This is a genomic window from Micromonospora sp. NBC_01739 (assembly GCF_035920385.1).
GTDB lineage: Bacteria > Actinomycetota > Actinomycetes > Mycobacteriales > Micromonosporaceae > Micromonospora.
In genome coordinates, this window is record NZ_CP109151.1 from 5,007,325 (window position 1) to 5,023,928 (window position 16,604).

Sequence of the window (16,604 nt, forward strand, 5' to 3'; positions counted from 1 at the left end):
GCGGTTCATCCATGATGTTGGAGCGTCCCTACTCGCGTAGTGGACATTCCATTGCCCGTTCGACCGCCGATGACGGTCGACGACAAACGGGGAGACCGCCTAGTGAAACGACGTGGCGTACTGCGCCGCTCGGCGGCTGCGGGGCTTGCCCTCGCCACCGCCTCCTCCATCCTGACCGTCGCCACCGGCGGCGTGGGGATGGCTGCTCCCGCCGACCCGGCTCGCGCCGAGGTACGCGGCAGCGAGGGCACCGGTGTCGTGCCGGGCCGCTACATCGTCGTCCTCAAGGACAGGAAGGCCGGCTACAGCGCGGCCCGCGCGCTCGCCTCGAAGCTCGCCCAGCAGCACGGCGGCAGCGTTCGGCAGGTGTACGAGAAGGCTCTCGTCGGCTACTCGGCCGCGATGAACCAGGGGCAGGCGGACAAGGTCGCCGCGGATCCCGCCGTGGCCTACGTGGAGCCGGTACGCCGACTGTCGGCGAACGGTACCCAGAGCAGCCCGCCCTGGGGCCTAGACCGGCTCGACCAGTACACGGCGAAGCTGAACAAGACCTACAAGTACCCGAACACGGGTAGCAAGGTCACGGCGTACATCCTGGACACCGGCATCAACGTCAAGCACCAGGACTTCGGCGGCCGGGCCACCATGGGGTTCGACGCGATCGACCCGCCGCCCCCACCACCGCCCACTCCGACTCCCACTCCCGACCCTGAGCCGACCGACCCGCCGGGCGGCGTGCAGGCCAACGGGAACGGCGACTGCAACGGTCACGGCACCCACGTGGCGGGCACCGTCGGTGGCACCAAGTACGGTGTCGCCAAGGGCGTCAAGCTGGTCGGCGTCCGGGTGCTCGACTGTGACGGCTACGGCACGACCGAGCAGGTCATCGCCGGTGTCGACTGGGTGACCGCGAACGCGCAGAAGCCGGCCGTGGCCAACATGAGCCTCGGCGACGTCGTCGCCATCCCCTCGCTCGACGAGGCCGTGAAGCGCTCGATCGCCTCCGGCATCACCTACTCCCTCGCCGCCGGTAACTCGATGATGGACGCCTGCAAGACGTCCCCCGCCCGGGTGCCGGACGCGATCACCGTCGGGGCGACGGACCGGGTCGACATGCGAGCCTGGTTCTCGAACTACGGCAAGTGCCTCGACGTGTTCGCGCCGGGCGTCAGCATCGTCTCGGCCCGGCACGACAGCAACACCGGCAGTGTGGGCTTCAGCGGCACCTCCATGGCCGCTCCGCACGTGGCGGGCGCCGCGGCGCTGCTGCTGCACTCCAACCCGACCTGGAAGCCGAAGCAGGTCCGCGACCGCATCGTCACCACCGGCGTCGCCGGGGCGGTCTACGACACGAAGGGCTCGATCGACCGGATGTTGACGGTCGGTTCGATCACCCCCACCCGCAGCGGCTTCGGCTTCAAGGCCAAGTCCAACGGGAAGTTCGTCACCGCTGCCAGCACCAAGAAGGCGCTGGTCAACAACGGCAAGAGCCTGGGCACCTCGCAGCAGTACGACTTCGTCAACGCCGGCAGTGGTCTGATCGCATTGCGCTCCAAGACCACCGGCCGGTACGTGGTGGCGCCGAGCAAGGGCACCAAGCCGCTGATCGCCAGCCACAAGACGATCGTCACCTCGGCGAAGTTCCAGATCATCAACCACACCGACGGTACGGTCAGCCTCAAGTCCAAGATCAACGGCAAGTACGTCACGGCGCCGAAATCCGGCACCTCGTCGTTGAAGGCGAGCAAGACCAGCATCGGTACGTCGGAGAAGTTCACCATCGACCGGCCGGCTCCGGTGATCAGCATCAAGTCGAAGGCCAGCGGCAAGTACGTCGTGGCCGGCACCAAGCCGCTGATCGCCAGCAGCAGCAAGGTCACCAAGGCGGCGAAGTTCCAGATCGTCAACGTCGGTAACGGCTTCTTCGGCCTCAAGGCCCAGGCCAACGGCAGGTACGTGACCGCCGCCAGCCGGGGCACCAAGCCGCTGATCGCCAGCGCCAAGTCGCTGGGAACCTGGGAGGTCTTCGACTTCCTCGACTACAACAGCGACGGCACGGTCTTCTTCCGGGCCAGCGACGACCAGGCGGTCTCCGCCGGATCGGCCGGCACCAAGCAGCTGATCTCGAACAAGAACATCAAGTGGTTCGAGTACGAACTGGGGCTGGGCAAGGGCGAGAAGTTCACCGTCTCGGCCGCGTAGCACCACCCGCACCACCCGGCGCCCGCCGGAGCACCCCGATCCCCGGGGCCGCTCCGGCGGGCGCCGCCCGTTGAGCCCTCCGCACGTTGGTGGGTGTTGCCGGTTGGGGCCTTTGCATCCTGCCGCACCCGCTCACTCGGGCCGCTTCAGCTGGGGGCGGCTCGCCTTGGGCGTGGGCCTGTGGCCTCCACCATCGCCCGATGAAGATCACGCTCGATCTGGGATCGAGTGGCTTACCCGGTTCGGAAGACCACTCGAACCCAGATCGAGTGCCAGTCGAGCGGGGCGGAGGTAACGCGGATGAGTGCGCGGCGGGGGCGTGGTCGCGGAGTGGGGCGTCGGGGAGAATGGCGGGATGCGTTGGACGCTGCTGGACCTGCCGATCGGGATCTTCTGCGTGGCCACCGACGGCGACAGCGTGTGCGGGGTGCACTTCGGGCCGGTCGAGTCCGCGACCGAGATGCCGGCCGACCCGATCGCGGCGCGGGCGGTGGCGGAGCTACGGGCCTACTTCGCGGGAGAGTTGACCGAGTTCAGGATTCCGGTGCGGGTGCCGCGCGGCTCCGACTTCGAGCGGGCGGTGTGGCGGGAGATGACCCGTATCCCGTACGGAGAGACGCTGACCTACGGGCAGGTGGCCCGGCTGGTGGGTGACCCCGGTGCGGCCCGGGCGGTCGGGGTGGCCTGCAACCGCAACCCCATCCCGATCATCGTGCCCTGCCATCGCATCATCGGCGCGGGCGGCAAGCTGGTCGGCTTCGGCGGCGGCCTGGACCTCAAGGTCAAGCTCCTGGAGTTGGAGGCCGGGGTCGCCCTGCAAAAAGCCTGGTCCTGACTGCGGCCTAGGGAGACCTTGCCCCGGCCGCCTGGGCTACCTTCGGGCCCCTCGACGGGCGAGTTTCTTCGCCCGCAACGCGGTGATCGACTCCGTATCGCCGTAACGGCGGGGTTCGACGCGGCGGGAAACTACCATGACGGCGACACCGTGACGGCGACACGGCGGGCGAGTGCGACGGTCGGCCAGCAGGGGCGAGGCAGCGACGGCGGGTGGGTCAGCCTGGGGCGGGGAGGCAGCCGCCGTCGGCGACGCGGGTGCCGTACTCCACCGTGACCTTCTCAGCACGGACGCTGCCGAAGACGCAGGCCCGGCCGGTCCAACCGGAGAAGAGCAGCCCGTCGCCGGGGCCGAGGTCGAGTCGGCCCGGCGGGCGGACGGTCACGTCCATCAGCCCGGTGCCGGCCACCGCCTGTCGGACCGTCTCCTCGTCGTGCGTCTCCTGATCGTCGACGGTCAGCAGGTCGAGGACGTACTGCACCTGTACCGCGCAGGTGTTGGCGCCGCCGGCCGCCGTCGGGTCCAGGGTGCCGCGCTGCCGGAAGGCCTTGTTGGCTGCCTGCTGGCGCAGGAACTCCTCCCCGCGCAGTTGCTCATCGGTCATCGGATGTCCGCTGCCGGCCGCGGTCGGGGCGGCCGGGGAGGTGACCGTCTCTTCGGGCTCGGCCTGCACCTCCGGCGGGGTGCCGGCCCCGACCGCACAGCGGGCCTCGACGACCGGGCTCGCCGGTACGGCCGGTGGCGCCGATTCGTCCGGTCCGGCCGACGGGTCGGTGCCGGGCAGGGCGCAGGCGGCGAGGGTGGACACGAGCAGGACGCCGACGACCGTCCGCCACCCCACCCTGGCGTCACGAAAGTCGTCCATGGGCGGCACGGGGCTCAGCCTAGCCCGGGTCCTGGTACGAGGATGCCCCTTCCGTACCGAACGGCGAAGGGCCGGGTCCAGACGGACCCGGCCCTCACAGTGTTGCTGTGTCAGCGCTCGATCTCGCCGGCGATGAACGCCTCGACGGCGGCGTGCGCGTCGTGGTCGGCGTACTGCACCGGGGGGGACTTCATGAAGTACGACGAGGCCGACAGGATCGGGCCGCCGATCTTCCGGTCCAGGGCGATCTTGGCGGCGCGGACGGCGTCGATGATGACACCGGCCGAGTTCGGCGAGTCCCACACCTCGAGCTTGAGCTCGGCGTTGAGGGGGGTGTCACCGAAGGAGCGGCCCTCCAGGCGGATGTAGGCCCACTTGCGGTCGTCCAGCCACGGCACGTGGTCGGACGGGCCGATGTGCACGTCGCTCTTGGCCATCTCGTGCGGCACCTGGGAGGTCACCGACTGGGTCTTCGAGATCTTCTTCGAGATCAGGCGGTTGCGCTCCAGCATGTTCATGAAGTCCATGTTGCCGCCGAAGTTGAGCTGGTACGTGCGCAGCAGCTCGACCCCGCGGTCCTCGAAGAGCTTCGCCAGGGCCCGGTGCACGATGGTCGCGCCGACCTGGCTCTTGATGTCGTCGCCGACGATCGGCAGGCCCGCGTCGGTGAACTTCTGCGCCCACGCCGGGTCGGAGGCGATGAAGACTGGCAGCGCGTTGACGAAGGCGCAGCCGGCGTCGATCGCGGCTTGGGCGTAGTACTTGGCGGCGTCCTCGGAGCCCACCGGCAGGTAGGCGACGACCACGTCGACCTGGGCGTCACGCAGCGCCTTGGCCACGTCGACCGGCTCGGCGTCCGACTCCTCGACGATCTCGCGGTAGTACTGGCCGAGACCGTCGAAGGTCGGGCCGCGCTGGACGGTGACGCCGGTCGGCGGCACGTCGCAGAGCTTGATGGTGTTGTTCTCGCTGGCGACGATCGCCTCCGCGAGATCCATGCCCACCTTCTTGGCGTCGACATCGAACGCCGCGACGAACTGCACGTCCGAGACGTGGTAGTCGCCGAAGGTGACGTGCATGAGACCCGGGACGCGGTCGTTCGGGTCGGCGTTCCGGTAGTACTCGACGCCCTGCACGAGGGACGAGGCGCAGTTACCCACACCGACGATGGCGACGCGGACGGAGCCCATCGCGTGTGCCTCCTTCTTTTCTGTCACGGCCGCTCTTTCCTGGACTCTCCAGGCGGAGGCGGGCTGTTGTCTTCTCGTCGGCCGCCGGCCGTCCCGTCGTTCGGGACCGTCGGGGCACGGCCGGAGCGCTCGTTGGCGATGAGCTCCTCCAGCCAGCGGACCTCACGCTCACAGGCCTCCAGGCCGTGGCGTTGCAGCTCCAGCGTGTATGCGTCGAGGCGCTCGGCCGCTCGGCCCAGCATGTCGCGAAGTCCTTCACGACGTTCCTCGATCGTGCGGCGGCGACCTTCCAGGATGCGCAGTCGGGTCGCCTGGTCGGTTCGGGAAAAGAACGCGAAATGCACGCCGAATCCGGTGTCGCCGTACGTTTCCGGTCCGGTCTGCGCGATGAGCTGGGCGAAGCGTTCCTTGCCCTCCGCGGTGATGGTGTAGACCACCCGACCTCGTCGGCTGGTCAGCGCGGGAACCTCCTCGGCGGTGGCGGGTGTCTCGGCGGCCTCGGTGATCCAGCCTGCCGCCTGCAGACGGCGCAGGGTGGGGTAGAGCGAGCCGTAACTGATAGCTGCCCGGATCGCCCCAAGCTTGGCGGTGAGCTCCTTGCGCAGCTCGTAGCCGTGCATGGGTGCCTCCTGGAGGAGGCCGAGGATGGCCAGCTCGAGCATCGGGCCACCCTCCCCATTACCCTGTGCGTGGATCGCTAACCACACGATGTATCGGACCGATACATCGCACCGTAGCGTCTCGGTTCGACTGGGGCAAACCCCCTCCGGTAAACCCTCGTATCCGAGGTGTGCTGATCACAGATCGTGACGGTGGTCGCCTCGTCTGACGAGACCGCGTACCCTTTGCCGCATGCGTACGCAGCGGCAGGTGGTCGACTACTCGCTCCGGAGGCGAGCGCTGCTGCGTGAACTCGTCGCCGGTCGGGTCGGCACCTACGACCTGTGCGACGCCTCTCCGTACCTGAAGAACGCGGCTCGGTTCCACGGCGAGCCCACCGACCAGCGGTGTCCGATCTGCCGAAGCGAGAACCTCACCCTCGTCCACTACATTTACGGCGACGAACTCAAGCAGTCCGCCGGCCAGGCCCGGACGGTGGCCGAGTTGTCGATGTTGGCGATGACGCTGCGTGAGTTCCAGGTGTTCGTGGTGGAGGTGTGCCTCGGCTGTGACTGGAACCATCTGGTGGAGCAGTACCTGCTCGGGCGGGACGGACTGACCGACAGCGAGGCGGAGCAGGAAGCGGCCGGTGGGGTAGCCGCCGCTGCTGCTGGCGCGAATGCTCGGCGAAGGCGAGAGGCCCAACGGTGATTCGAGCGCGATCGGCCGGCCCCGGCCGTGAGATAACTGGCCGGGGTCACCGACAGCTCATAAGTGCGAATGGTCCGAATGATTCGGATCTGATACCCACTCCACGGCACCCCCGTGCCGTGCGCGCGGGTGTCGCATCTCACGGCAAACCGGTGGCGGCGCGACAGCGCCCCACTGCGACGGCAGGGTGTGAGGAATGAACTCGTACGGTGATCCCAGCTCCTCGCGTGGCCGGGCCCGGATACCGGGCCAGGACGACCCGGGGCAGGCGGACGACGCGTACCGGGGCCCGAGTGGTGACCCGCGTGGAGTCAACTGGTCGACCGGACCTGAGGGCGCGGCCCCGTCGGCTCGTGCCTCGGTCGGTGGGCGAGCCTCGGTCGGCGGCTCGGCGAGCGTACCGCCGCCGGGTCGACCCACCGGTTCGGCCTCGGTCGGTCGTGCTGGATCGGGTCGGGCCTCCGTGCCGGTCTCACCCGCTCCCGGTGGTCGGGCCTCCGTGCCGGTCTCACCGGCGCCGGGTAGGGCCGGTCGGGCCTCCGTGCCGGTCTCGCCGGCGCACGGCGGGCCGGCGGGCCGGGCCTCGGTAGGAGCCGCCGCCGTGGGCGCGGCCCCGGCCGGGCGGGCGAGTGTCGGTTCGGCCTCGGTGGGCGGTCGGGCCGCGGTGGCGCGGGCCAGCGTCGGTGGCCCCGGTGGACCGGGCGGCCCGGGTGGGCCAGGCGGTCCCGGTGGTCCGGGCGGACCCGGCGGTCCCGGACGGGGTGGGCGCGACCCGAAGGCGGGTGCCCGAGCCCGTCGGCGCAAGCGGATGAATCTGCTGATCGCCAGCTTCGCGGTCTTCATCATGCTGGCCGGCATCGGTGTCGTCGGGTTCACCTACTACTCGACGAACGTGGTGCTGCCCAAGGAGATCCCGCTGCCGCTGTCCACCACGGTCTATGCCAAGGACGGCAAGACCCTGGTGGCCAAGCTCGGCAACGAGAACCGCACCTTCGTCACCATCGAGAACATCCCCCAGCACGTACGCGACGCTGTCGCCGCCGCCGAGGACCGGAACTTCTACCGGCACTCGGGTGTGGACTACAAGGGCATCGCCCGGGCCGCCTGGAACAACCTCTCCGGCGGCGAGAAGCAGGGTGCCTCGACGATCACCCAGCAGTACGCCCGCAACGCCTACGAGAACCTCCAGGACGTCAGCTACTCCCGGAAGGTCAAGGAGGCGATCCTCGCCTCAAAGCTGAACGACCAGTTCACCAAAGACGAGATCATGGAGAACTACCTCAACGTGATCTACTTCGGTCGCGGGGCGTACGGCATCGAGGCGGCGGCGCAGACCTACTTCAACACCACCGCCAAGAAGCTGAACGTGGCGCAGGCAGCGGTGCTCGCCGCCCTGATCAAGCAGCCCGTGGCCAGCGCCGGCCACAAGGGGTTCGACCCGGAGGTCAACCCGACCGAAGCCAAGATCCGTTGGGAGTACGTGATCAACGGCATGGTCGACGAGGGCTGGCTGGGTGTGCCGGGCAAGCCCGAGCGCCCGACCGAGTACCCGAAGGTTCAGAAGGTCAAGAAGGACAACGGCTTCGGTGTGGCCTCCCCGCGCGGCAACGTCATCAACTACGTCCGCAAGGAGATGGCCGAGTGGGGCATCTGCACCGAGAGCGGTGAAGAGGGCAAGCCGACCTGCGTGAACGAGCTGCGCGAAGGCGGTTACCGGATCACCACCACCATCGACCCGAAGATGCAGAAGGCACTGGAGGAAGTCGCCCAGGTCGGCCGTAAGGGCACCTTCCTGGCCGACCAGCCGGAGAACCTCATGCCGGCGGTGGTCTCCGTCGACCCGAAGACCGGCCGGGTGCTGGCCTACTACGGCGGCAACAGCGGCGCGGACTATGACTACGCGGGCATGAACACCGACCAGAACGGCAACCTGGTCGGCGGCCACCCGCCGGGCTCGACGTTCAAGGTCTACACCCTGGCGGCGGCCGTCGACGCCGGCATCTCGGTCAAGTCGCACTGGGACGCCACGCCGTTCAAGCCGGAGGGCTACAAGGATCAGATCGGCAACGCCAACCGTGACCTGCGCGGGCAGTGTGACAAGTGGTGCTCGTTGGAGCAGTCGACGATCCAGTCGTACAACGTGCCGTTCTTCCACATCGCGGACAAGATCGGTGCGGACAAGATCGTCGACATGGCCCGACGGGCCGGCGTCCGCACGATGTGGGACGACAAGTCGAAGCCCTTCGACCTGATGAAGAACAAGCCGGAGGACCTCGCGCCGAAGCACTTCGACCGGGTGGTCGCCTACGGCCAGTACGGGATCACCGTGCTGGACCACGCCAACGGTCTAGCCACCCTCGCCAACGGCGGCAAGTACAACAAGGCGCACTTCGTGCGGACGGTGGAGAAGCTGAACAAGGCAACCGGTAAGTGGGACAAGGTGCCGGGCACCGGCGAAAAGCTCAAGCCGCAGCAGGTGATCCGTCCGGAGGTCGCCGATGAGGTGACCGCCGTGCTCAAGGAGATCCCGGGCAAGAACAACGCCAGCGTGCAGAACCGTCCCCTGGCCGGCAAGACCGGTACCTGGCAGCTCGGCGACACCGGCAAGAACCAGGACGCCTGGATGGTCGGCTACGACAAGAACGTCGCCACGGCGGTGTGGATCGGTAGCCGCGACACCAAGAAGCGGGCCATCGTCGACGGGAACGGCCGCAACATCAGCGGTGGCAGCCTGCCCGCCCAGCTGTGGAAGCGGTACATGGAGCAGGCCCTCAAGGGGTACGAACCCTCCGACCTGCCCAGCATCACCGGCATCGGAGACGAGGAGGCCGGCAACGGCATCCGGCCCGCCCCTCCGGAGAACGAGGAGCCCGACTGCGAGCCGACGGACTTCCTCTGCCGGCTGGGCGGGGGCAACAACGGCGGCGGCGACAACCGGGGCGGCGGCCGGGACAACAACGGTGGCACCCCGACCAACCCCCTGCCCGGGGGCCCTGGCGACACCCGACCGGGTGGTGGGGGTGGCGGGCTGCTGCCACCAACGAGATCGACAGATCGGGATTAGGCATCTCGACCCGTGGGCGGCCGGACACCTGTCCGGCCGCCCACGGCGGTTTCCGGCAAGGGTCATACCGGCGGCCGGACGGCGATCTGTGATGTCGGGGCGGTTTCGGCTTCTACCCGGGCAACTGATACGGCAGGATGCACGGTCATGAGCACGAAGTCGACGCCGGGCATCGATGAACCTGATGCCATCGACCACCCGTCCCGCTCCGACGGCTTCGTTCGCGGGCTGTCCGGCCTGATCGGCGGTCCGCTGGGTGACCACGCCGTCAGCCGCGACCGCCAACGCGGCGGGCGGTTCTGGAACGCGGTACGGATCGTCCTGGCGCTGACCTGCCTGACCCTCGTCCTGCACTGGGTGCAGAAGTCACCCTGCCAGGACGGTGCCTGGACGGACAACGAGCAGTACACCCGGTTCTGCTACACCGACGTGCTGGCGCTCTACTACGCCGAACGACTCAACGAAGGCGCCGTGCCCTACCGGGACCACCCCGTCGAGTACCCCGTGCTGACCGGGTACTTCATGGGTGCCCTGGGGCTGCCGGTGCACGCCGCCGGTGAAGGCAACCCGGAGATCAACCAGGGGCAGTGGTTCTACAACCTCAACGCACTCGTGCTCGGTGCCCTGGCGCTGGCCACCGTCATGGTGCTGCTGTCGCTGCGCCGCCGACGACCCTGGGACGCGGCGCTGTTCGCGCTCTCCCCCGCGCTGCTGCTCACCGCCACCGTCAACTGGGACTTCCTGGCCATCGGCCTGGCCGCCCTGGGATTGCTGGTCTGGGCGCGTACCCGCGACGGCCGCTCCGGGCTGATACTCGCGGCCCTGTCCGGAGTGCTGATAGGGCTGGGTGGTGCGGCGAAGATGTGGCCGCTGTTCATCCTGGGGCCGATTCTGGTGCTGGCCATCCGCGCCAACCGGGTGTGGGCCGCCGTGGTGCCCATCATCACTGCGGCGGTGACGGTGGTGCTGGTCAACCTCCCGGCGGCGATTCCGTACCGGGAGAACTGGAACCGGTTCTTCGAACTGAACACCGAGCGCCCGATCGACTGGGGAACCCTCTGGTACATCGCCCGCTACCTGGACGGCAAGTTCGGCGACCCGGCCGCCATCGGCCCCTTCCAGTGGCTGGACGCGAACATCCCCACCCTGAACTACCTGTCGTACGCGCTGTTCGGGCTGGCCTGTCTGGCCATCGGCGCCCTGGGCCTGCTCGCACCGCGCCGGCCCCGCCTGGCCCAACTCGCCTTCCTGGTGGTAGCCGCCTTCCTCATCTTCAGCAAGGTCTGGTCGCAGCAGTTCGTGCTCTGGCTGCTGCCGCTGCTGGTGCTGGCCCGACCCAAGTGGGGAGCCTTCATCGCCTGGCAGATCGCCGAGGTCGGCTACTTCGTCGCCTTCTACGGCCAACTGCTCGGCTCCGCGACCAGCACCCCGGTCATCCCGGAAGGGGTGTTCGTGCTGGCCGCCAGCCTGCGCCTGGGCACCGTGGTGGCCCTCTGCGTACTCGTGGTCCGGGAGATCCTGCACCCCGAGCAGGACGCCGTACGCCGCAACTACGCCGACGACCCCGACGGAGGTCTCCTCGACGGCACCCCGGACGCGCCCTGGCTCGACCGCTTTCGCCAGCGTCGAGAGGCCCCGGCGGCCGTGACGCCCACCCCGGTCCCGACGACCTGAGCGTCCGGGGCACCCCGCCGGGGTGCCCCGGAGCCTCAGAGCCGGAACAGGACGACCGAGCCCATCTCCTCGCGGGTGATGTCCAACCCGTCCAGGGGCGCGTCGACACTGACCTCCCACGGCGTACCGGCGATCTCCTCGCGCAGCACCAGCACATTCTGTACGCCTAGGGTGCGCAGGTAGTCGACGCTGGTCTGGTCAGGGAAGGTCATGGTCACCTGGCGGACGTCGTTGAGCTGGCGAGGGGTGAACCCGCTGCCGCCGTTGACGACGTCCTGGAACCGGGTGGTGGACCACAGCATCACCGGCTGGTCGTGGTTCTGGCTGCTGGGCAGCACCAGCAACGGGCCGTCGACGGTCCGCATGGCGGCCGGCTGCTTCGGCACCACCGGATGCGGGGTGGTGTTCGTGCCCTCGACTATGACCAGCAGCAACGGAAGCAGGGTGGCCAGCCGCAGCCACGGGCTGGGCCAGGACGGGATCCGCTCGGCGTAGACCTCCCGCACCCGCTGCGAGAAGGCGCTCACCGCGCCCGCCGCCAGCAACCCGAGCAGCAGGGTGGCCCAGAGCATCAGCCGACCGGGGGTACGGATGCCGTTCCAGCCGGGCAGGTACTCGAACAGGGGTCCGTAGGTGAAGTCGCCGCCGAAGAACCGGGTGCCCATCGACAGGATCATCGCCACCAGGACCCCGGCCAGCAGGAACAGCCGTTGCCGGATGGTCCAGATCGAGAAGAACAGGCCACCGAGGGCCAGCGCGTAGAGCGCGAAGCCGGGCAGCAGGGTCATCTCCGGATGCCACGGCAGGATGGCCCGGGCCCCCTCGTGCAGCCCACCCCAGATGCGGGACTCCCCCGGGGCGGTGACGAAGCTGCTGGCCGGCGGCGAGAAGGCGGCGATGTCGTCGATGCTGCGCTCGGCGTTGGGATGCAGTTGCGCCACCGTGAAGTAGGGCATGGCCAGCAGCACACCGACCCCGGCGAAGATCAGCCCGCCGATCAGGTCGGCCGCGAACAGCCGCTGACCGAAGGGTCGCTTGACCCGCCAGAAGATCCGCTTGGCGAACCAGATCAGCAGGGCCACGAGGACCGTGCCCGCGAGGACGTACGCGAACGGCAGGCCGATGCCGAAGCCCAGGCTCAACTGCCAGGCGGCGACCAACCAGCCGGTGTAGACCCAGCCCTCATGCCGGCGTTCGGGTCGGTAGCCGTGCCGCAGTGACCAACCGTGCCCCCGGGCCAGCATGGCCAGGGCCAACGGAATGCCTCCGTTGGAGATGACGTGCAGGTGTCCCGCCTGGGACAACAGCCAGGGGGCGTAGGCGTAGCTGACCCCGGCCACCGCGGAACCGATCCGGCCCGCACCGAGCTGACGCGCCAGCACGTACGCACCGAAGGTGGCCAGCGCGTGGGCCAGCACGAACATGATGTTGTACCGGAGGAGGGCGTCCTCGGGCCCGCTACCGATCAGCCCAGCCGGCGCGTAGCCGAGCAGGGTGTCGGAGAAGGCGAAACTCCACCGCTCCGGGAAGAAGGCGTTGGAGTGCCACAGTTGGGCCGGGTCGGTGCGCAGGGCCTGCCCCGACCAGGCCATCTGCCAGGCCTGCAGGCTCGGGTCCCAGTAGTCGTGGGGCAGGGTGTGACGGGGATAGCGCAGGGTCGGCCAGGTCATCAGCACGGCCAACGCCAGAGAGCCGAGTACGGCCAGGGTCCACTCGTGGATCAGGAGCCGACCGGACCGGCGGGCCAGCCGCCCGTACCATCTCGGCCTCGGTTCGGGGGCGGGCCCGAACGCGGCCCACGGGTCCTCGTCCTCGGCCTTGTCCTTGCCGTCGCTCGTACCCTCGTCGGTCCCCGGCTTCCTGCCCGCATCGTCCTCGGGCTTCTTGTCCTTGCTGGCCGCGTCGTCTTCGGGCTTGTCCTTGCCGGTTGCGGGCTTCCTGCCGTCGCCGGTCGGCTTCTTGCCCTTGCCGGTTGCCGGCTTCCTGCCGTCGTCGGTCGGCTTCTTGCCCCTGCCGGTCGGCGGCTCCGCGCTGTCACCGGGTCCTGGTTTCCTGGCCGCACCGGGGGTCGACTCGTTGCTCGTGCCGGCCTGGTCCGTGCTGCCGGCCGGCTGCCCCGAGGCCTTCTTCGCACCGGCGTCGGAGGAAGCCGTGGGGCTGGCGCCCTTGCCCGTCTTCGCCTCGCCCGACTTGTCGGCAGGCTTGCGGCCGTTGCCGTTGGCGGGCTGCGCTGCGGTGCGATCGGACTTCGGCTGCTTCGGGTCCGGGTCGACCTGGGCCGGCTTCTCGCCGCCGGAGGTCGACGTATCCGCTACCGACTCGGTGTCGGGCCGCCCCTCGGCGGGATCTCTGCGGAGCGGATCGTCACCGGCGGTCGGCCGTGGGCTGCCGGAGGGGGACTGGTCCGTCGTCATCGCACCGCCGTCTCCGGGTCGAGCTGGGTACGCAGGAAGGCGATGTCCTCGCTCTGCCCGGTGGTGCCGCCCGGGGTCTCCACGATGACCGGGGCTCCGGCGGCCCGGATCACGGCCACCAGCAGTTGCGGATCGATCGTCCCGCCGCGCAGGTTGTCGTGACGGTCCCGACCGGACCCGAAGCCGTCCTTGGAGTTGTTGGCGTGCACCAGGTCGATCCGCCCGGTGATGGCCTTGACCCGATCCACCAGGTCGAGGAGTTCCTCGCCACCGGCGTGGGCGTGGCAGGTGTCGAGGCAGAAGCCGACCTCGTGGTCACCGACGGCGTCCCACAACCGGGCCAGGGCATCGAGCCGTCGAGCGCAGGCGTTCTCGCCGCCGGCGGTGTTCTCGATCAGCACCGGCAGCCCGAAGCCGCCCGCCTCCTGGGCGTAGGCCAGGGCCTTGCGCCAGTTGTCGAAGCCGGTCTGCGGGTCGTCACCGGCGTTGACATGCCCACCGTGCACCACCAGGCCCTTGGCGCCGATGGCCGTCGCCGCCTTGGCGTGGGCGAGCAGCAGCTTGCGGCTGGGAATCCGGATGCGGTTGTTGCCGGTGGCGACGTTGATGACGTACGGCGCGTGCACATAGACCTCGACCTCGGCGGTGCGCAGCCGCTCCGCATCGTCACGCGGCTGTGGCGCCTTCCAACCCTGGGGGTCGGCGAGGAAGAACTGCACGGCGTCGGCCGCTCGGGCAGTCGCCTCCGCCAGCGGGTCGGTCGGATCGACGTGGGCTCCGATACGCATGCAGGGGAGCCTACGTCGCGTACCTGACAGGCATGGTGACCCACCACCGGATCGCGTCACCGTGGCTGACCGGAGTCGTTGATCCCGGTGGATGTCGACAACTGCAATCTGGTCGGTGGCGAGCATCGACGACCGGCGGTAGAGGAATTTGTCGGTAATTCTGGGATTTCGCCCGCGAAGCACTGACTTCAGCGATAACGTCAGATAACAACATGATAAAGCTCCGCGGGGCGTCTCCGGTCCAACCTCATCGGTGTGGTCGTTCCTCCCCAGGTCCCACCCAAGGAATGCGGACGAGGCGCCTCGCGGTCATCTGAACCGGGGGTCCGGGTCGACAGCGACGTCGACCCGGACCCCCGGCTCGCTGTGCACGGTCACCTCGCGGCTGGTGATCGTCTGGGCCGGGTATTCTGGTCAGGTTGTCCGCTCCCGCATCGGGTTCCCCTGGTCGGGGCGGGCCACGACGCACGACCTCCTGCCACGGAAGGACCGTGGCCGCATAGCCCACAGGAGGTGAGTAAGTCTTGCGTCATTACGAGATCATGGTGATCCTCGACCCCAGCCTCGAGGAGCGCACCGTCGCCCCGTCGCTCGACACGTACCTGAACGTGATCCGGACCGCGGGTGGCTCGGTGGAGAAGACCGACGTGTGGGGCCGCCGGCGCCTCGCGTACGAGATCAACAAGAAGGCCGAAGGCATCTACGCCGTCGTCGATCTTCAGGCGACGCCGGAGGCCGTGGCGGAGCTGGACCGTCAGCTCCGGCTCAACGAGTCCGTGCTGCGCACCAAGGTCATCCGGCCGGAGATGCGCTAAGCAATCCACCCAGCCCCCACCCGGATCAGCCTCATCCGTGCTGTCGGAGGGTTCTGAGAACCTGTACGGCATACGTATGAGTGCGCGAGGAGATGGTCATGGCAGGAGACACCACCATCACGGTCATCGGCAACCTGACCGATGACCCCGAGTTGCGGTTCACCCCCTCCGGGGCCGCGGTCGCCAAGTTCCGGGTCGCTTCGACGCCCCGGTTCATGGACAAGGCCTCCGGCGAGTGGAAGGACGGCGAGCCGCTGTTCCTCTCGTGCACCGTCTGGCGTCAGGCCGCGGAGCACGTGGCGGAGTCGCTTCAGCGCGGCGCCCGCGTGATCGTGTCGGGCCGGCTGCGTCAGCGGTCCTACGAGACCCGCGAGGGCGAGAAGCGCACCGTCATCGAGCTGGAGGTCGACGAGATCGGCCCATCCCTGCGCTACGCCACGGCGAAGGTGCAGAAGATGTCCCGCTCCGGTGGCGGTGGCGGCGGCTTCGGCGGCGGCGGTGGTGGTGGCCAGGGCGGCGGCGGAGGCAACTTCGACGACCCCTGGGCTTCGGCCGCACCGGCACCCTCACGTTCGGGTGGCGGCAACTTCGATGAGGAGCCACCGTTCTAATGGCGCCGAGCGCCCGTGATCGTAAACCAGGAGCAAGAGCAATGGCGAAGGCTGCGGCACTGCGCAAGCCGAAGAAGAAGGTGAACCCGCTCGACAAGGACGGGATCACCTACATCGATTACAAGGACACCGCGCTGCTGCGCAAGTTCATCTCCGACCGCGGCAAGATCCGCGCTCGGCGGGTGACCGGCGTCACCTCGCAGCAGCAGCGGCAGATCGCCCGCGCGGTCAAGAACGCCCGTGAGATGGCGTTGCTGCCGTACACGGCGACGGCCCGCTGAGAGGAGGTGCCGACATGAAGATCATCCTGACTCAGGAAGTGTCCGGGCTCGGCGCCCCGGGCGACATCGTGGAGGTCAAGAACGGCTACGGCCGTAACTACCTCCTCCCGCAGGGCTTCGCGATCGCCTGGACCAAGGGCGCCGAGAAGCAGGTCACCCTGATCAAGCGGGCCCGCTCGGCCCGGGAGATCCGCGACCTCGGCCACGCCAACGAGGTCAAGGGCCAGCTCGAGGCACTCAAGGTCAACCTCAAGGCCCGCGCCGGCGAGGGCGGTCGGCTGTTCGGCTCGGTCACCCCGGCCGAGATCGTCGACGCCGTCAAGGCGGCCGGCGGCCCGTCGCTCGACCGTCGTCGGCTGGAGGTGTCCGGTCACATCAAGTCGATCGGGTCGCACCCGGTGCGGATCAAGCTGCACCCCGAGGTGACCGCCACGTTCAACCTCAACGTCGTGCAGGGCTGACCCCGCAAGACGGCAACTGACCGGGCCTGCACCAGCATGGTGCAGGCCCGGTCACGTTGAGCGCACCATCGGCGGCGCGAGGCAAGCCCGGGT

The 16,604-nt window shown here is 68.9% G+C and carries 14 protein-coding genes; 9 read left to right on the top strand and 5 right to left on the bottom strand.

All coding sequences use genetic code 11. The features are described 5' to 3' along the window. Positions 1-102 precede the first annotated feature (102 nt). A complete protein-coding gene (locus OIE53_RS22720) occupies positions 103-2,202 on the top strand; it encodes a S8 family serine peptidase (protein WP_327023530.1) in 2,100 nt (699 codons plus the stop codon). 355 nt (positions 2,203-2,557) lie between these two features. Next, a complete protein-coding gene (locus OIE53_RS22725) occupies positions 2,558-3,037 on the top strand; it encodes a methylated-DNA--[protein]-cysteine S-methyltransferase (RefSeq protein ID WP_327023531.1) in 480 nt (159 codons plus the stop codon). A gap of 217 nt (positions 3,038-3,254) precedes the next feature. On the opposite strand, the gene OIE53_RS22730 is transcribed toward OIE53_RS22725, so the two are convergent. The 3 genes from OIE53_RS22730 to OIE53_RS22740 form a co-directional block, all read right to left on the bottom strand. Continuing rightward, positions 3,255-3,902 (bottom strand): hypothetical protein, encoded by a 648-nt coding sequence (locus OIE53_RS22730; RefSeq protein ID WP_327023532.1) that lies wholly within the window; start codon positions 3,900-3,902, stop codon positions 3,255-3,257. 110 nt (positions 3,903-4,012) lie between these two features. Further along, positions 4,013-5,092, bottom strand: coding sequence for an inositol-3-phosphate synthase (locus tag OIE53_RS22735; RefSeq protein ID WP_327027343.1), 1,080 nt, complete (start codon positions 5,090-5,092; stop codon positions 4,013-4,015). Between the two features lie 23 nt (positions 5,093-5,115). Beyond that, the gene (locus tag OIE53_RS22740; protein ID WP_327023533.1) at positions 5,116-5,754 is read right to left on the bottom strand and encodes a PadR family transcriptional regulator; all 639 of its coding nucleotides are present in this window, start codon (positions 5,752-5,754) and stop codon (positions 5,116-5,118) included. Positions 5,755-5,944: 190 nt separating this feature from the next. On the opposite strand from OIE53_RS22740, the gene OIE53_RS22745 reads away from it, so the two are divergent. From OIE53_RS22745 to OIE53_RS22755, 3 genes are all read left to right on the top strand, one after another. Continuing rightward, positions 5,945-6,403 (top strand): DUF5318 family protein, encoded by a 459-nt coding sequence (locus OIE53_RS22745; protein WP_327023534.1) that lies wholly within the window; start codon positions 5,945-5,947, stop codon positions 6,401-6,403. Between the two features lie 196 nt (positions 6,404-6,599). Then, complete coding sequence (locus OIE53_RS22750) at positions 6,600-9,467, top strand: transglycosylase domain-containing protein (RefSeq protein ID WP_327023535.1); 2,868 nt, start codon at positions 6,600-6,602, stop codon at positions 9,465-9,467. Positions 9,468-9,614: 147 nt separating this feature from the next. Then, entirely contained in the window at positions 9,615-11,141 is a 1,527-nt protein-coding gene (locus OIE53_RS22755; RefSeq protein ID WP_327023536.1) for a glycosyltransferase family 87 protein, read from the top strand. A gap of 35 nt (positions 11,142-11,176) precedes the next feature. Here OIE53_RS22755 and OIE53_RS22760 read toward each other — a convergent pair whose 3' ends face one another. Continuing rightward, positions 11,177-13,555, bottom strand: a complete 2,379-nt coding sequence (locus tag OIE53_RS22760) for a hypothetical protein (protein ID WP_327023537.1) — start codon at positions 13,553-13,555, stop codon at positions 11,177-11,179. After that, on the bottom strand, positions 13,552-14,343 hold the full coding sequence (locus OIE53_RS22765) for a deoxyribonuclease IV (RefSeq protein ID WP_327023538.1): 792 nt from the start codon (positions 14,341-14,343) through the stop codon (positions 13,552-13,554). The genes OIE53_RS22760 and OIE53_RS22765 overlap by 4 nt, the downstream gene beginning before the upstream one ends. A 524-nt stretch (positions 14,344-14,867) precedes the next feature. Here OIE53_RS22765 and rpsF point away from each other — a divergent pair. From rpsF to rplI, 4 genes are all read left to right on the top strand, one after another. Continuing rightward, positions 14,868-15,158, top strand: a complete 291-nt coding sequence (rpsF, locus tag OIE53_RS22770; RefSeq protein ID WP_013736576.1) for a 30S ribosomal protein S6 — start codon at positions 14,868-14,870, stop codon at positions 15,156-15,158. An 80-nt stretch (positions 15,159-15,238) separates the two neighbouring features. Further along, positions 15,239-15,769 carry a single-stranded DNA-binding protein gene (locus tag OIE53_RS22775; RefSeq protein WP_327023539.1) on the top strand — a complete coding sequence of 177 codons (531 nt, stop codon included), beginning with the start codon at positions 15,239-15,241 and terminating at the stop codon, positions 15,767-15,769. Positions 15,770-15,810: 41 nt separating this feature from the next. Further along, positions 15,811-16,050, top strand: a complete 240-nt coding sequence (gene rpsR / locus OIE53_RS22780; RefSeq protein ID WP_007073789.1) for a 30S ribosomal protein S18 — start codon at positions 15,811-15,813, stop codon at positions 16,048-16,050. Positions 16,051-16,064: 14 nt separating this feature from the next. Beyond that, positions 16,065-16,511 carry a 50S ribosomal protein L9 gene (gene rplI, locus OIE53_RS22785; protein ID WP_013736574.1) on the top strand — a complete coding sequence of 149 codons (447 nt, stop codon included), beginning with the start codon at positions 16,065-16,067 and terminating at the stop codon, positions 16,509-16,511. Positions 16,512-16,604: the final 93 nt, after the last annotated feature.

Excerpts from the sequence above, each read along its gene's own strand:
- OIE53_RS22765 (WP_327023538.1), bottom strand. The coding sequence starts at position 14,343 with ATGCGTATCGGAGCCCACGTCGATCCGACCGACCCGCTGGCGGAGGCG.
- OIE53_RS22760 (WP_327023537.1), bottom strand. The coding sequence starts at position 13,555 with ATGACGACGGACCAGTCCCCCTCCGGCAGCCCACGGCCGACCGCCGGT.
- OIE53_RS22735 (WP_327027343.1), bottom strand. The coding sequence starts at position 5,092 with ATGGGCTCCGTCCGCGTCGCCATCGTCGGTGTGGGTAACTGCGCCTCG.
- OIE53_RS22745 (WP_327023534.1), top strand. The coding sequence starts at position 5,945 with ATGCGTACGCAGCGGCAGGTGGTCGACTACTCGCTCCGGAGGCGAGCG.
- OIE53_RS22750 (WP_327023535.1), top strand. The coding sequence starts at position 6,600 with ATGAACTCGTACGGTGATCCCAGCTCCTCGCGTGGCCGGGCCCGGATA.
- OIE53_RS22740 (WP_327023533.1), bottom strand. The coding sequence starts at position 5,754 with ATGCTCGAGCTGGCCATCCTCGGCCTCCTCCAGGAGGCACCCATGCAC.
- OIE53_RS22725 (WP_327023531.1), top strand. The coding sequence starts at position 2,558 with ATGCGTTGGACGCTGCTGGACCTGCCGATCGGGATCTTCTGCGTGGCC.
- rplI (WP_013736574.1), top strand. The coding sequence starts at position 16,065 with ATGAAGATCATCCTGACTCAGGAAGTGTCCGGGCTCGGCGCCCCGGGC.
- OIE53_RS22730 (WP_327023532.1), bottom strand. The coding sequence starts at position 3,902 with ATGGACGACTTTCGTGACGCCAGGGTGGGGTGGCGGACGGTCGTCGGC.
- rpsR (WP_007073789.1), top strand. The coding sequence starts at position 15,811 with ATGGCGAAGGCTGCGGCACTGCGCAAGCCGAAGAAGAAGGTGAACCCG.
- OIE53_RS22755 (WP_327023536.1), top strand. The coding sequence starts at position 9,615 with ATGAGCACGAAGTCGACGCCGGGCATCGATGAACCTGATGCCATCGAC.